This is a genomic window from Bacillus sp. S3 (assembly GCF_005154805.1).
Taxonomy (GTDB): Bacteria; Bacillota; Bacilli; order Bacillales; family Cytobacillaceae; genus Neobacillus.
The window spans coordinates 729,077-744,271 of the sequence record NZ_CP039727.1 but is presented as its reverse complement, the minus strand read 5'-3'; the positions used below and the strand labels follow the sequence as shown (position 1 = coordinate 744,271).

The 15,195-nt window shown below is 40.7% G+C and carries 13 protein-coding genes and 1 pseudogene; all 14 read right to left on the bottom strand.

The window, feature by feature from the left end:
* Nucleotides 1–11: 11 nt before the first annotated feature.
* Nucleotides 12–683 carry a PspA/IM30 family protein gene (locus tag FAY30_RS03420; protein WP_149868577.1) on the bottom strand — a complete coding sequence of 224 codons (672 nt, stop codon included), beginning with the start codon at nucleotides 681–683 and terminating at the stop codon, nucleotides 12–14.
* A gap of 1 nt (nucleotide 684) precedes the next feature.
* Complete coding sequence (locus FAY30_RS03415; RefSeq protein WP_149868576.1) at nucleotides 685–1,110, bottom strand: cytochrome c-type biogenesis protein CcmH; 426 nt, start codon at nucleotides 1,108–1,110, stop codon at nucleotides 685–687.
* 150 nt (nucleotides 1,111–1,260) lie between these two features.
* Nucleotides 1,261–1,902 carry a queuosine precursor transporter gene (locus tag FAY30_RS03410; RefSeq protein WP_149868575.1) on the bottom strand — a complete coding sequence of 214 codons (642 nt, stop codon included), beginning with the start codon at nucleotides 1,900–1,902 and terminating at the stop codon, nucleotides 1,261–1,263.
* 16 nt (nucleotides 1,903–1,918) lie between these two features.
* A complete protein-coding gene (gene queF, locus FAY30_RS03405) occupies nucleotides 1,919–2,419 on the bottom strand; it encodes a preQ(1) synthase (RefSeq protein WP_149868574.1) in 501 nt (166 codons plus the stop codon).
* 389 nt (nucleotides 2,420–2,808) lie between these two features.
* Nucleotides 2,809–4,065, bottom strand: coding sequence for a GTPase HflX (hflX, locus tag FAY30_RS03400; protein WP_149868573.1), 1,257 nt, complete (start codon nucleotides 4,063–4,065; stop codon nucleotides 2,809–2,811).
* 612 nt (nucleotides 4,066–4,677) lie between these two features.
* On the bottom strand, nucleotides 4,678–6,171 hold the full coding sequence (locus FAY30_RS03395) for an RNA-guided endonuclease InsQ/TnpB family protein (RefSeq protein WP_190284802.1): 1,494 nt from the start codon (nucleotides 6,169–6,171) through the stop codon (nucleotides 4,678–4,680).
* Nucleotides 6,172–6,323: 152 nt separating this feature from the next.
* Nucleotides 6,324–7,076, bottom strand: a pseudogene (locus FAY30_RS03390) (GNAT family N-acetyltransferase); the annotation flags it as partial.
* A 256-nt stretch (nucleotides 7,077–7,332) separates the two neighbouring features.
* Nucleotides 7,333–8,910 carry an aminomethyl-transferring glycine dehydrogenase subunit GcvPB gene (gcvPB, locus tag FAY30_RS03385; RefSeq protein ID WP_149868571.1) on the bottom strand — a complete coding sequence of 526 codons (1,578 nt, stop codon included), beginning with the start codon at nucleotides 8,908–8,910 and terminating at the stop codon, nucleotides 7,333–7,335.
* Nucleotides 8,897–10,336: an aminomethyl-transferring glycine dehydrogenase subunit GcvPA gene (gene gcvPA / locus FAY30_RS03380; protein ID WP_149872574.1), complete on the bottom strand. Its 1,440-nt coding sequence runs from the start codon at nucleotides 10,334–10,336 to the stop codon at nucleotides 8,897–8,899. The genes gcvPB and gcvPA overlap by 14 nt, the downstream gene beginning before the upstream one ends.
* A 24-nt stretch (nucleotides 10,337–10,360) precedes the next feature.
* A complete protein-coding gene (locus tag FAY30_RS03375) occupies nucleotides 10,361–11,143 on the bottom strand; it encodes an SDR family NAD(P)-dependent oxidoreductase (protein WP_149868570.1) in 783 nt (260 codons plus the stop codon).
* A gap of 60 nt (nucleotides 11,144–11,203) precedes the next feature.
* The gene (locus tag FAY30_RS03370; RefSeq protein ID WP_149868569.1) at nucleotides 11,204–11,956 is read right to left on the bottom strand and encodes an SDR family NAD(P)-dependent oxidoreductase; all 753 of its coding nucleotides are present in this window, start codon (nucleotides 11,954–11,956) and stop codon (nucleotides 11,204–11,206) included.
* Between the two features lie 50 nt (nucleotides 11,957–12,006).
* The gene (locus tag FAY30_RS03365) at nucleotides 12,007–13,710 is read right to left on the bottom strand and encodes a M20/M25/M40 family metallo-hydrolase (protein ID WP_149868568.1); all 1,704 of its coding nucleotides are present in this window, start codon (nucleotides 13,708–13,710) and stop codon (nucleotides 12,007–12,009) included.
* A gap of 66 nt (nucleotides 13,711–13,776) precedes the next feature.
* The gene (locus tag FAY30_RS03360) at nucleotides 13,777–14,499 is read right to left on the bottom strand and encodes an amino acid ABC transporter ATP-binding protein (RefSeq protein ID WP_149868567.1); all 723 of its coding nucleotides are present in this window, start codon (nucleotides 14,497–14,499) and stop codon (nucleotides 13,777–13,779) included.
* Nucleotides 14,465–15,178: an amino acid ABC transporter permease gene (locus tag FAY30_RS03355; protein ID WP_149868566.1), complete on the bottom strand. Its 714-nt coding sequence runs from the start codon at nucleotides 15,176–15,178 to the stop codon at nucleotides 14,465–14,467. The genes FAY30_RS03360 and FAY30_RS03355 overlap by 35 nt, the downstream gene beginning before the upstream one ends.
* Between the last annotated feature and the right edge of the window lie 17 nt (nucleotides 15,179–15,195).

The following is a 15,195-nucleotide window of genomic DNA, read 5'->3' as shown; positions in this document are numbered from 1 at the left end:
GCTATCTCTACTTAACTTAGAGTCACTTTTTCATTTTTAAGTTTTTCAATTTCACGATGTAACTCTTCCTCGTTGACATAGTTTTGAAAGACCGCATCATGCTGGAGTAATGGATTTGCAAACTGACTGCCAGCTTGCACTTCCGCCTCCATCATTAATATTTTATCCTCTGCCCGGGCTACTCCTCTCAAGATATTGTCTGTCTGGAAGGAAACCGTTGCCTTCTGAATTTGTTTCATCGACTGCGCCACATTTGCCCGAGAGGCTAAAAGGATTTTCCTCTGCTGTAATTCGCGATAGGTTTCTTGCAGATCAGCCAACTTTTCTCGAAGGGTTTCTGTCTGTCCTTTTATCACATCATATTGCTGTTCGTAGAAACTTAACTGCTTTTCTTGGTTTAACTTTTCTTGTACTGCCAGTTTTGCTATCGAATCATCGCCTTGATCAATAGCAAGCTTTGCCTGACGGGTTCTTTTATCGACTAATTCCTTCGTTTCGAGAATAAGGGCAGCCTGTTTATTCTCAACAAAAATTTGCCGGGATAATGCTCTTTGGGCCTTTGCCATTTCCTGCTCCATTTCACGTGAGTATTCGTTTAACAGTGCAATTGGATCTTCTACTCCATCAAGCAAACTATTGATATCAGCCTTCGCAATTGTTTTTAATCTTTTAAAAATACCCATTTTATAAACTCTCCTTTTTTGTTGTTATATTTTTTTCCCACTGATCTAACATACGTGCATTTTGATTCAAAAACGGTTGGTGTGAACTCATTAACGATGTATCAATAAACTGCTGCATTGAAGCAGCTTTTGCTTTCCTTCTTAGCCATTTCACTACTAAAACCAAAATGACGATTCCGATTACTAGGAACAGCAGGGTTCCAAGCCAATGAAATCCGCTGCCTTGATGGGGACCGTTCATCATATGCTGCGGCGGTCCAAAATCGCCATGCTGCCTCATGCCGCCCGGTCCTCCAGGTCCATGGCCATGCCGTCCTTCAGCAAAGGCGCTGGTACCTCCTACAAAATAGTGGATAACATTAATGAACAAAATCATGGTAGTGATAGCAGCACCCCAAAAGATCCCTTTTTTTACTCTAGCATTCATCACTTTATTCCTCCTTTCGTTCTTGATGATTGAAGTGTATAAAAGAACGGTGAAAACTTGGTGAAAGATTAACTAGAGATTAAAAAATTTAATAGAAATAGAAAAAATAAAAGAAGCAGCCGCTAAAACGACTGCTTCGAAACATGCAATTTAGTAATCACTCATTACAGTGGTGTGCTGTTCTTTTGTTTCCTGTTTCCGTATGAAATGGACGAGCCCATAAACTAATGGTGTTGTTAGGATGGCTGCTGCAAACTTAAAGATATACTGAGTTAGAATCAAGCTTCCCAGGATAGCGATTGGCATTGTTCCATAAAAGGCAATCGTGATAAAGATTGTTGTATCAATCAACTGGCTCAGCATTGTGGATGCATTATTGCGAAGCCATAGCTTTTTCTGACCATGACGTTTTTTTAATTTATTAAAAACAAATACATCCAAGTTTTGGCTGATTGCATAAGAAATTAAACTCGCTAGAATAACCCGAAAACTTCCATTTAAGATCGTTTCAAATGCCACTTGTTCTTTAAATACAGGTGCGGCCGGGAGATGAATCGTAATTATTATGAAAATTAAAGCAAGGATTTGCATAATCAGTCCCGCCTGAACCGTTCTCCGTCCTTCTTTTTTTCCATACACCTCGACGATTACATCAATGAGAGGATAGGTAAAAATATACACAATGACTGCTGCAGGCAGTATGGCAAAATCCCCGATGCTAAAAAGCTTAACCGCAACGATGTTCGCCAAAATCAACAGCCCTACAAAAATTCCATTTAAATAAAAAATCATTTTCTTCCTGCCTCCCTTAGCGATTATCAACCTTTTCTGGATAGAGGTCATGGTTCATCAACCGGTAGCTGGCCATTTCCTCATACTTCGTTCCAGGCTTCCCGTAGTTACACCATGGGTCTATGGAAATTCCTCCTCTTGGAGTGAACTTACCCCATACCTCAATGTAGCGCGGATCAAGCAATTTAATTAAATCGTTCATGATGATATTAACGCAATCCTCGTGGAAATCGCCGTGATTCCTAAAGCTGAAAAGATACAGTTTCAGAGACTTGCTCTCGACAATTTTTTGATCCGGAACATATGAGATATACATTGTCGCAAAATCCGGCTGCCGGGTCAGCGGGCAAAGGCTCGTAAACTCCGGGCAATTAAACTTTACAAAATAATCACGCTCTGGGTGCAGATTGTCTACTGACTCCAATACCTCGGGTGCATAATCAAATGAATAGGTCGTCCCTTGATTCCCTAATAATGTTAAATCCTTTAATCCTTCTGTATGCTTGCGGCCAGACATAAAAAAACCCCCTAGTAAGAAAAGCGCAAGCGCCTTGATCAGCCCCGACAAGCACAAGACGAGCCGGCCGAAAGGTTGCTTTTTAACCTTTTGGACGGATTGGCTTGTGACCTCGAGGGGCTAGGCGCTGGAGCTAGACATAAAAATGTGTTCCCACACTTTATCAAGAGAGTTTCAGCCAAAGATCCTATACAAACTTTCGGGATAAAAAACAAAAAAGCCATGTCCGTTATGGACATGGCATAGAGTCATGTATCCATAGTTTTTTATAGAGGGTATCAGCTATGAACCTCTCCCGTTTAAGTACGGGTATTCGTTTCCCTATTATCATAAAGAACTGTTTCTAAAACGTCAAACAAAAATTTACCTCCGGAAACTATTCCAGACAGTTAAACAACGTATTCCTGGTATTTTTCAAAATCATCTTGATTGCATTCCATCGTTAACTTGGTGCCATTGTCTTCGTAGCTCGTTGAAAGTACATTTGCATTCTCATTCAGGTAATTTATGAGGCGGCCTTCATCAAATGGAATCAGCATTTCACAATGGATCGGATGTTTAAAAATCTGCGCACTGATCACATCGACTAATTCCTCTATTCCTATTCCTTGTTTAGCAGAAAGATAAACGCTTCGATCCTTCACCACAGGAAATTCAACATCGGCTATGTCCGACTTATTATAAGCAATAATCGTTGGGATTTGATTGATTCCCATCTCTTTTAACGTATGATTTGTTACATTAATGAGATTTTCAACATACGGACTTGAAAAATCAACCACATGGATGAGCAAATCTGCCGTTGCCGCTTCCTCCAATGTTGAACGAAATGCTTTTACAAGGTGATGCGGAAGCTTATCCACAAAACCAACTGTATCAGAAAGCAAAAACGGCTGGTGATTGGCAAGCTTTATTTTTCTAACGGAAGTATCAAGTGTTGCAAATAACATATCCTTCTCAAACACATGTTTCGTTGGTGATTGATGTGACCTTCGGAGCATGGCATTCATGATTGTTGATTTGCCGGCATTTGTATAGCCTACTAAGGAAATGAGCGGAATGCCGCTTTTTTTCCGTTGGCTGCGCCTCGTTTCCCGCTGCGAGACAAGCGTTTCTAGTTCTTTATTTAAGTCGGCAATCTTTGCTTCAATTTTCCGGCGGTCCAGTTCTAATTTTGTTTCACCGGCACCTCTATTTTTCAAACCAACGCCACCGCCTTGACGCCCCAGGGATTCCCTTGAGCCAATGATTCGCGGCAGCAAATACTTAAGGCGTGCCACTTCCACCTGCAGCTGAGCTTCTCTCGTTTTGGCTCGTTCGGCAAATATATCTAAAATTAACATTGTCCGGTCAATGACTTTTCGATCAAGCCCTTCTTCCAGATTCCGAATTTGCGTTGCCGATAATTCATCGTTACATAAGACTACATCTGCATCAGTCTCTTCCAGGATCCGTTTCGCTTCCTCGATTTTACCAGTACCGATATAATGTGATTTATTGATGCGATTTAAATTTTGCGTAATTTCGGCGACAACTTCGATTTGACAGGCAGCTGCCAGGTTCTCCAATTCCTTCATCGAATAAGAAAAATCAGCTTGATGATTGATATTGACACCAACAATAAGCGCTTTTTGATTTTCTCTCATGAGTAAATTCCTCCTTTTTTAAAAACAGACAAAAAACACAGACGACCTGCCTGTGCAAAGTAAAGGGATGAATGCATCACGAAAGATGCCCAAAAGGGGCCAAAAACTAATCTTGGCTGGGGAGAAAGTAGAAGGTATGGGAAAAAAGCATTTCTCATATCCCGTATTTTATTTTTATAGACAGCAAAAAAGAGGGCCGACTCGCCCCCTTTTTTCACTTACCGTAAAATAAAGGTTTCCTTAAAAAAGGCAGACCAATCCCATTTACTCTGCACAGCCGGCAGAGATTTGAACGTATTCAATTAACGGTTCAAAATTTGGAATCGCAATCTGCAAAAATACACTAGGAAAACCTCCATTTCTCTATAATTACTTAAATCATAACATTACCAGAAATGGAAATCAATGGATTCCCTGCATTCAAGGACTAATTTTTATTTTTCCAGACAATCTGATACAAATCATGCCGTCTGTCGCGTGATTGACGCATCGAGCTGGAATTTCGCGAGCGTCTTAATGAGTATCCCCATACCTTTATATTAGGGGTTTCGAAAGAATAGGCTTTAATAGCCCATTGTCTTTTCACGGGCTACCACAAGTCCCGCTACCACATCAGGCCAAGGCCTTCAGCTTTGCTTTTTTTCTCATTATGATGATTTTCTTAGGAGCTTGAAGGAAATGTTTTCTTTCAAGTCCTTCAAAGGCATCCTTTACATGTTTGCGGACAATATTAAAGGCGCCATTTACATCCGCATGAATGAGAACTTTTGAGCCTTTTATCTTATAAAAAGCTCTACTACATCGATACCCACTAAAATTGGGATGAATTTCATCTCCGAATGTCGGGATTGGATCCTGATCCAAGAAGCTAGACTTACTGGTGTAGCTTTCTTCACGGTCGATGACTTGAATACCTTGACGTTCGGCCTTGAATCGAATCATTTCTATGAAAGTTGCATACGGAATTTGAATGAAAGTTTGCTTATCAGACTTTTTCATTTCTGCTCCCGATTTCCAACCAACATTTCTTCCTATGATGATGGTATCGATCGTTCTTTCTAAGGCAACCTCCACCACTTTTGCGCTTGCTTTATGTAAAAAGTCCATGACGCGGTTATTCCTTTTTCGATCCAAGGAAATCAGCCGGTTGGTGTTATAGATCCCTTCTTTTGGACCCTTTCCATTTCTTATAATACACATGTATTTAGCTCTTAATTTGTTATAGTATTGATTGGTTGATTTTAGCCCTGTGCCCTTGATAAGCAGAGGTTTCAGCCCCGTGTTATCGACGATAGTTGCAAGGTTATCAACACCTAAATCAATACCTATTACCCGTCTTGGGGTAAAAATAAATTCATTTTTTTGTTTATCCGTTCGTTTGATTTCCTTTTCTTGTTCACCTTTAAAAACGATCTCTAATACATAGCGGCCATAGGACGGTACAATCCGAACCTGTTGTAATTTTCCTTCAGAAAGAGAGATTTTCCCCACGTTTAGTTGAAGATGGGTTCCTGGTAATTTTAGTATATTCCCATCTTTTATTTCAGTAATTTGATTCGTCAAATAGCACGTTGTTCGGCCATTTTTAGGTTTATATTTTGGAATCTTAGGCTTACCGGAGAAGCTGGCAGGATTGAGTTTATATTTCTTAGAGGCTTCAAAATAGCTTTTCCAATCATCATAAACTTTCCTCATCGTTTGTTGATTGGACTGAGAGGGCATTGAGGTGTAATCAATCTGGTTCATGACCTTGAATAGCGCTTCTACAAAGGTATATCCTATGAATGATTTCTCTTGGGTTGGCATTTTGAAGAGTTTCAACTTTGGTTCTATAATTTTGCCTTTTTTGTCTACCTTCCTAGGTCTTGCTTTTGCTTTTTCATAGCTTTTTAGACGAATATCATTCATTTGTGGTAAATGAGTTTCAATATCCCTTAACACTTGAAGTTGATTTTCATTTCTTATTTCTTTTCTTACCGATGTGTATACTTGACGAATATAGTAATTGGTGATGTTGTACAAATTTTTCGCCTTAAAACATAGAGAATCACAGTATTCAAACAACTCATGTTGAGGATGAATTTGTATTTTATAGGATCTATACACCGTATTCACCTCCTTCCACCAAGGAACATGTGTTCTAAACATAATTTAATTATACCAGATTACACCAAAAAGTATAGTAAGTTATTTGGTTTTCAATAAAAAAAATAACAAAAAGCAGCTTATATTCCCATATCTCAAAGTTAGGGGTTTTACGCTGCTTTTGGATAATATTCAACCTGTCTGCTAAAATCCTGAAGCGAATCAATCTTTTTCATCATGTACTGGACCGCACAGATTCTAACAGGGAAGGCGGTCCGGTAAATCCGTTTACTCTTCGGCCGGTAATCGACATTGTTCCATTCCATTAAGGTTGCCGCCGAAGCAGATGCTATGTCATCAGGAAGATAACTTGTATTAATCCGTTTTATTGTAAAACCCTGCAGAAGCTGAAAGGATAACACGGGGTCATAGATGCTGTGCTTTTCCACAGCTTGAACATATTCACGTGCCGTCATTTCATTCTTATATTTGTGATAATTGGGGATTCGGCCGCCGATAATGATGCTTTGCAGATTTAAGCGAACGGCCAGTTCTTTCCGAGCCTCGTAAAGACGATGTCCCAGTTTCATCCGGCGATATTCTGGATCCACCATCACTTCGATTCCGTATAGATTGAATCCGTCGGGGTCATGATTGGTGATATATCCATTGTCCGTGATTGTATCCCAGGTGTGCTGGTCGTCATATTCGTTAAAATTAACAATTAGACTTGAACAGGAACCGACAATTTTATCCTCAAATTCTACACAAAACTGCCCCTCAGGGAAGATGCGAATGTGACTAAGCAGCTGCTCCCGTTTCCATGGATCCATATTCGGAAAGCAGGTTTTCCCTAGTGCAATAATTTCATCAATGTCATCCAAGCGAATATTGCGAATAATAATTTTCTTTTCATATTTGGACATATCCGTATCTGGCACACGCTCACACCCTTAACTAAATAAAAATATACATCATTAAGGTTCCCATTTTATTAAGAAATTAAGTACTTTCCCAACAAATAGAAGCGAGGAGCATCAAAATGTGCTCCTCGCTTTTTAACACCCTTATTTAGCATCTCGGCCCGCGACTTTTAGCATTTCCACCTTGAAGGACTCGAGCCGTTTATTATCCTCGCACAATGAACAGGCAAGTTTTTCGACTGACCCCTCCTAATTCGAATTAAGAATTTACTTTTTCCGTTTTAGTTGCCTTCTTTAAATATGACCGCCATGTAATGCACCATTTTTCCGGATTTTCGAAATAATCCTGCTCATCCACACGATGGATTGTGCTATTATGCGGGGCATTCTTCACCTTTTCCGGATTTGTGTATGCTTCGTGTGAGATATGTGTTAATGACGCGATGTACTCATCTAAATCGGCTTTTGAAAGGGATTCAGTCGGTTCCAGCGTAAACGGCTCCGGTACAACAAATGGATGATGACTTGACCAATAATGATGGGCAAAATCAGCCATACGGCGGGAAATATCATCTGTTGTGACACCTGTATCTTTCGTTAACTGCTCCCAGCTATAACGAACCTGCTCAAGTCTTTTTCCTTTGATGTAGGGTGCATCGGCGCCTTGAATGGTAAGTATTTTATGGTATAAATAATTGTTATTTAACACAGCAATTTTCGCTACATCCTTAAGACCTTCGGCACCAAGGGCCCTGATCCATGCATAGGCACGCAGCACAGTTTGAGGAACCCCTTGAAATGACCGGACTTTCCCAATGCTATGTTTCAAGTTATCAATCAAATGATAGCTATCACCCTGCTTTTCAACTAACGGTCCCGGCATAAATTCCTTTAACTTTTCCACGACACCCAATGCACCAGTTGCTGGTCCGCCACATGCGTGTGGGGTTGAGAAGGTTTTATGAAGGTTAAAGAAGCACATGTCAAAGCCTGCCTCTTTCGCTCTTGTGATGCCTAACAAACCGTTTGCATTCGCTTGGTCATAATAGCAGATTCCCCCAGCATCATGGACGATTTTAGTAAACTCTTTTATTCTTGGGTTATAGATTCCTGTATCTTCGGGATTAGCGACGACAAAACCTGCTGTTCTTTCGGAAACGGCCGCTTTTAGCTTCTCAATATCTGGGAAGCCGTCTTGATCAGGATATAATGTAATAATTTTATAGCCCTTTACGGCAGCAGTTGCCGCTTGTGATGGATGGGAAAAAATCGTCGTGATGATTTCATTCCGCTGCTCTCCCTCACCATTGGCTTCATGATACGCCCGAACAATTGACGCCATCGTAAATAATGATTGTGTCCCACTTCCTGGTTGAAAACTAAAGAAGTCCATACCAGAAATCTCTCTCATGCATAAATCTAATTTGTGCGTAACTTCAAGCATTCCCTGGACAGTTCTTTCATCCTGCAATGGATGCAGCTCAGACATTTTCGGTGAAGAGGCAAACATTTCATTAATTTTAGGAGAGTATTTCATCGTGCATGTTCCTTGCCCAATTTCTACATTAAAGGCGGCTCCTAATGTTTCTTGTGATAGACGTAAATAATGGCGCAGCACTCTATTTTGCGAGATTTCAGGTAATTTCGGAGTCTTTTTTCTGACCATTTCCAATGGTATAGCTGAAACTCCATCGCCGACATTGTTTGTAATTTCTTCTTCAACAGGAGGGAGCGTGACTCCTCGTTCGCCGCTTTTATGGAGTTCAAAAATAATGGGCTCATCCCATTTTGCCTGATGATAATTTCTGACTTTATGATCCCGGTTAATTTTTTGCATGTACACCATTCCTTTCTTCCTTATTTTCAATTGATTCCACACAATCTTGAATGGTACTTACTAAGCGATCGATGTCTTCTTTTGAATGAATTTCCGTAATACAAAATAATGAACACTGCCCTAATTCCGGGAACTCCTCCGATAAGTCTTTGCCCCCAAAAATGCCATGGTCTAATAAATATTGGTTTATTTCCTTCACTGATTTTCCTGTATGAGAAAAGTCCACAACGAACTCTTTAAAATTTGTGGATACAAATCGGGATGCAACAACGTTCGGAATGTTCTCCAGTTGCCCCATCGCATATTGGGATTTTTGCATAATCGATTTACCGAGCTCATACATGCCATTTGGTCCTAGTAAGGAAAGATATACACCTGCTGTAATCCCCCATAATGCGGTTTGGGTTCCAACCGACTCTTTCCCTTTTTCTCTAAGGGCAAAAGATGTTCGATCATAGAATACATCTCCAAACCCATACTCTCCCTCGACCACTGTAGGGGCAATCCCAAAAAGCCGCGATGGATATTCTTGAATAAAAGTTACATCATCATGTGTAGCGATAAAGCCCGACTGACCGCCGCCATAATTCATATGCATACCAAGCGGCTGCAGGTCACCGCATACAATATCAGCCCCATAACGACTTGGAGGCTCAAGGACTCCCAAAGAACTCGGATCAACTCCGACGATCGTAATCGCTTTAAAGCTTTTTGCCAGTTTACTAATCTTTTGACCTTGTGTTTCAATAAATCCCAAATAGGAAGGGTTTTCAAAATAGACAGCAGCCGTGTTTGCTGACAGCTTAGCTTTAAGATCGTTCATATTGATTTGACCAGAATCCTCTTCATAGTCCACGAGAATACAGTCAATATGCGGTGAGCAATAGTTTTTAATTATTTTCAAGCGATCTGGTGCAATGGTTTTCGGTAAAAGGACTTCCTTTCGTCCCGTAATCCGGTTTGCCATTCGGATGGAGGTGGCTGCTGCTTGTGCCCAATCAAAGGTCGGGACATTGACAACATCCATATCTACTAATTCTGCCATCAAACTTTGATACTCAAATAATGCTTGATATCTGCCATGATCTTCATATGGGTCCCCGGCATAGGCCGTTAAAAATTCCGCCCGTTGATTCACTTCATCGCACACGGCCGGAACATAATGATTCCAACAGCCAGCCCCTAAAAAGTTTAAGTATTCTTTCGTATTAATGTTTTTATTTAAAATTCCTTCGATATATCTCCTAAGCTCAAATTCTGAAAGTGCCTTAGGAATATTCATTTCTTTCTTATAATGCAATTCCTCCGGTATACCGTCGAAAAGCTCATCAATTGTTTTTACACCAATCTCCCTTAACATCTCTTCCTGTACTTCTGGAACTGTATTCGGAATATATGGATGCGCTGTGTTCTTTAAATTATTCATCATGTTTTCTCCTCCAAACTCGTTTTAGGCTAAACCCCCGCCATCTACTGTTAATACTGTGCCCGTGACCCACGACGCCATATCACTTGCTAGAAATAATACACCCTTTGCAATATCATGAGGTGTTCCAATCCTTTCAAGCGGCCGGCCAACTGCTGACGATGCTAGGAATGATTCTTCGTCAAATTGTAATTGTTTTGCTTCATCTCGTAATAACGGTGTATCTGTGTCACCAGGACATATGCAATTGACACGGATATTTTGTTTACCATGATCGATTGCCATTGCCTTTGTTAAGTTGACTACACCCGCTTTCGCTGCACAGTAAGAAGCTGCTGCATCCCCGCCTTTCAGCCCCCAGCCGGATCCGGTATTGATAATACTCCCTCCGCCATTTTTAGCCATCAGCGGAATGGCATATTTCGATAATAAAAACACACCCTTTAAAGAAACATTCAAGACTAAATCCCATTCTTCCTCATGATGATCGACTACATTTTTCCTCTTAATGACACCTGCATTATTGAAAAGAATATCGATTCTCCCAAATAACTCTTCTGCCTTTTCAACGGCATTTTTACAATCATTATTCGATGTAACATCACACCGAATGAACACTGCTTCCGAACCATTTTTAGCAATTTCATCTACCGCTTTTAATCCTTGCTCTTCATTTATATCAAGCAAGGCTACACGGACATTGGCTTCGGCCAAAAGTTTGGCCGAAGCCAATCCGATTCCAGATGCTCCGCCGGTCACCAATGCCACTTTTCCATCTAATTGCATTAATTCTTCGTAGTTAATCATTAGTAAGAAACACTCCTTTACTACTTTTCGCCTTTATTTTCCTGCTGACTGTTGAAAAATTCACGCTAGTTCCCCGCCATCAATGGGAATATGCTGGCCGGTGATATAGGCGGCCTCCCGAGATGCTAAAAAGGCATACAGACCCGCTACTTCTTCTGGGAGAGCATGTCTTTTTAAAGGAATTTTTTCGTTCACTTGTTCCAGCATCTCTGGGGTATATTCTGCAATTTGCATAGGTGTTAAAACATATCCCGGGCAGACGGTATTCACCCGAATTGTCGGTGCAAGCTCTAATGCCATTGTTCTGGCCAAGAGATTGACCCCTGCTTTCGATGCATTGTAATCAGCATAATATGGATGTCCCACCAGTCCATTCGTTGAAGCCGTCATCAAAATAACCCCATTCCCTTGGGAAAGCATGCGTTTAGCAGCTTCCTGAGCGGTATAAAAAATCCCATCGAGATTAATTCCGAGTACTCTTTTCCACTGTTCAGGTGTGATATCGATAAACTTAGCCCTAACACTAATTCCAGCGTTCGCAATCAGGACATCTACTCCGCCCTTCAAAGAATCAATTTTTTCAAAAGCATCCTTAACTTCTTGCGCGTTACTGACATCGGCTGTTATTCCATGCTTAATTCTTGGGTATTCCTTGAGAGTACTCTGAATTCGTTCTTCATTAATATCCAAAATCGTGACAACTGACCCTTCTTCGGCGAACCGAATGGCAGTGGCGAGACCGATTCCGCTTGCTCCGCCTGTGATAACTACACGTTTATCTTGAAGACTGTCTGAATATTTCCCTGTGTTCAAATCATCATCGCCTTTCCTTTATAAAAAACGAAGTTGGCAAAACGATTAATTTAGCCTTTTGTAATGGTTTCGTCAGCTAAAAGCTGGGCCGTTTGCTTGCTATCCATCCCCAATAATCTGCAGATTACTTCATTTGTAAGATTCGGCACTATTTCGGTAGAATAAAGTATTTCCATTCGTTCATAGCGATTATGGGCATCATAGCCATATGGACCGATATTGACAACAGGTACATTAATCTCACGAATTGCTTCATAATTAACGTAATGTTTTGTACCCCACCCTGGATTGTTTTCAGTTACAGCACGAATCCCTTCCTCATCATCACTTAATGCTACACAACTCATATCACATACATATGGGAAGTAATTTCTTGTCACAATGGGATGTGGATAGTGTGGCTGCACAGTTTCAACAGCATCATCCAATGCCTTCAGCAAATTTTGTTCCCGTTCATTTTTCCCAGTCATCTCAATACGAGGAGAATAAAGGGACGAATAAAACATGATGATTGCCGGGCTCTTGTCTTTCATCCAGTTCCATTCTTCTTCCACGACCCGCGCTGCGAACATTCTTGTATCAAGCGTATTATCTAACAGAAGCTTTGTTTTAAACTTTTCCATATGCTTCAAAAAGGTCTCACCATGCTGATCGACAAGGAGCTTTTGCATATCCTCGTAAATAATGACCCTCGGTTTCCATGGCAATTCGGAATAGTGCTGTCCACTGCGTTCACAATATTTTCGATGCCTCTCTGCTAATTTACTTAACGCATGATTAAACGCCAGTTCTGCTTGATCCTTAAGCTTAATGATGACATCCTTCGGCGACCAAGAGTGGATAAAGAAATTAAAATAAACATAGGCAGATAAGGCTGTTTGTATCGTATATGTCGGCTTAAAATCCGTTTGCTTTAAGGAAACGGGCGGGACGGTGGTTTCTCCTAATGATTCATCACATAAATCTGGATTGTAGCTTATCTGCCTTGTCAGCTCTGCTGCTAGATAGTTCGGATCCAACCCTTCAAAGCAGGAACCTGCATGAGTTTCAGAACCGGTAATGAAGAAGGAAGGGAGCAGTTTGCCGACTGTCCCTTTATAGATATATCGGTTCCGATCCCCCTCAAATCTTGGTGCAACGAAATCCGAGTTGATCAGTGCAAGATAATCCAAATGATGTTCATCTCTCCACCTCTTTAAATCTCCAAGCGCTGATAAAACACCATGAGAACTATCTTCTTCATCACACTCCGCTAACAAAACAAGATTTCCAGATAATTTCTCAGGGTGCTCGGAGTAGTATTTTAATAGAAAGAAATGGCTTGCTACACCGCTCTTCATATCTAAGACTCCTCGGCCAAAATGCCACTGGCCTGAATCTAAGTGCTCTTTTACAAGGGGCGGCATAGTTTCATTAGACAGCGCTTTCATTAATTCATCTGGAAAGCATGCCTTGTCTTTTAATTTTCCGTAATCCTCAATTCCAACCGTATCCATATGCCCCATTAAGATGATGGCTTTATTACTCTTCTCCTTCGTCCCTTTCACCAATGCCAGGACATTATACCTCTCGATTTCATCATGTTCTGTTACCGACTTGATCACATAGGAGGGATTTTTTTGAAAATAGGGCAAGGATCCTATCAGGTGATACAAACTGTTAGCCATATCGATCTCACCAATGGTATTAACTACACTTTCCACTTCTACTAATTCATTTGTTATTTTTAATACTTCTTCGCGACTAGAAAGCATATCATCTTACGCTCCTTTAAGTTTAAAAAAGGTTTTAGTAGATTTCATTCGAATGGCATTCTTACTCTATAAAACTTGTTGTAAAAATCGCCGTGTCCGCTCATGCTCTGGCTTGGTAAAGAAGACAGCGGGGTGGCCCTCCTCAATCATTTGTCCATCTGCCAGCATTATGACACGGTCGGCGACTTCCCTTGCAAACCCCATTTCATGTGTAACAATTACCATCGTCATTCCATCTCTTGCCAAACTCTTCATCGTCTCCAGCACTTCGCCAACAAGCTCTGGATCTAAAGCAGAGGTCGGCTCATCAAATAACATTACATCAGGTTCCATTGCCAGCGCCCTGGCAATGGCCACCCTTTGCTTTTGGCCCCCGGACAATTGTTCAGGATATTGTTGTGCTTTATCTGCCAGTCCTACTTTTTCCAAGAGCTTTGTCGCTTTCTCGATTGCATCCTGCTTACTTATTTTCTTTACATGGATAGGTGCCTCAATCACATTCTCCATTACGGTCATATGCGGGAATAGATTAAAGTGCTGAAAGACCATCCCCATATTTTCCCTTACTTTATTTAAATCAGTTTTGTTTGTATCAATTAATTGTCCATTGATTTCAATTTCACCGCTATTTTTAATTTCAAGAAAGTTAATGCACCTTAATAATGTACTTTTTCCTGAACCGCTGGCCCCAATCAGTACGACTACTTCTGATTTCTTAATTTCTAATGAAATATTTTTTAAAACCTCTAATCCATCAAACGCTTTGCATAGCTTTTCCACTTTGATCAAAACGTTTCCCTCCCCTGCTCTTTCCTACATCTAACTTCTTCTCGATCTTATTAACGATTATGGTAAAAACAAGAACGAGGAATAGATAGTAAAGTCCAACAACAAAATAGGTCTCAAACGGCATGTAGTTCTCAGCCTGGGCGGAGAGAGCGTTGTTAAACAATTCTGTAACAGCAATGTAAGCTACAAGGGAAGAATCTTTTAATCCGATAATAAATTGGTTCCCCAATGCTGGAATTGCTCTTTTAAATGCCTGAGGAAGAATAATACGGCGCATGGAAAGTGTGTATGGCATCCCTAAGGAGCGAGCCGCCTCCATTTGTCCACGGTCAATCGATTGAATAGATCCCCGAAAAATTTCAGCTATATAGGCACCAGAGTGAATTCCCAAGGCAAGTGCACCTGCGGTAAAATCATTTAACACGAGCACGCTTGATATGCCATAATACAAAAACATAAGCTGGACAATCAAAGGAAGCCCTCGAACTAGAAAAATATAGGTATCGGCTATTTTTTCTAGAATGGTAATGTTAGAAACCTTGAAAAAGGCAAATATCAAACCGATTACCATAGCTATCAATAAGGATACAGCCGTAAGTTCCACAGTAGTCACGGTCGCTTTTAGAAATGCCATTCCATGGGTTTGGAAAATAGAAGCAATACTTTCGATAAAATTCATAGTCACTTGTACCCCCT